This is a genomic window from Brasilonema octagenarum UFV-OR1, from assembly GCF_963888615.1.
Classification (GTDB): Bacteria; Cyanobacteriota; Cyanobacteriia; order Cyanobacteriales; family Nostocaceae; genus Brasilonema; species Brasilonema sennae.
Window position 1 is genome coordinate 1853 of sequence record NZ_CAWPKW010000295.1, and the last position, 308, is coordinate 2160.

At 39.6% G+C, this 308-nt stretch carries 1 protein-coding gene; it reads left to right on the forward strand.

The window, feature by feature from the left end:
* Nucleotides 1–186 (forward strand): hypothetical protein (locus AC5590_RS25555; RefSeq protein WP_211178813.1); only part of this gene is annotated, 186 nt, incomplete at its 5' end.
* Nucleotides 187–308 lie beyond the last annotated feature (122 nt).

Below are 308 nucleotides of genomic sequence, written 5' to 3' on the forward strand. Positions count from 1 at the left end.
GACATTATCTGTATCATTCAAATCGGTAACGAGTTTTTTTCAGGTTACGTTAGCTGTACAACTCATCAACCAGCGACCGCACCGACTCAAGAGTTAGCATCAAAGTTTGATTATAAAACAGCTTGGGGCATAGTTAATGCTCTGCGCTTCTTCCAGTACGACGCCAAGTTAATCGAAATCAACTAATTAAACAAATGCTATTACTCCGACTGTGGAGTAATAGCAAACAACGGCTCTTAATACTTCAACTATGGCAAAAAACTGGACACAACTAGAAATCAACTTAGACCTACCAAAACCACCACAAC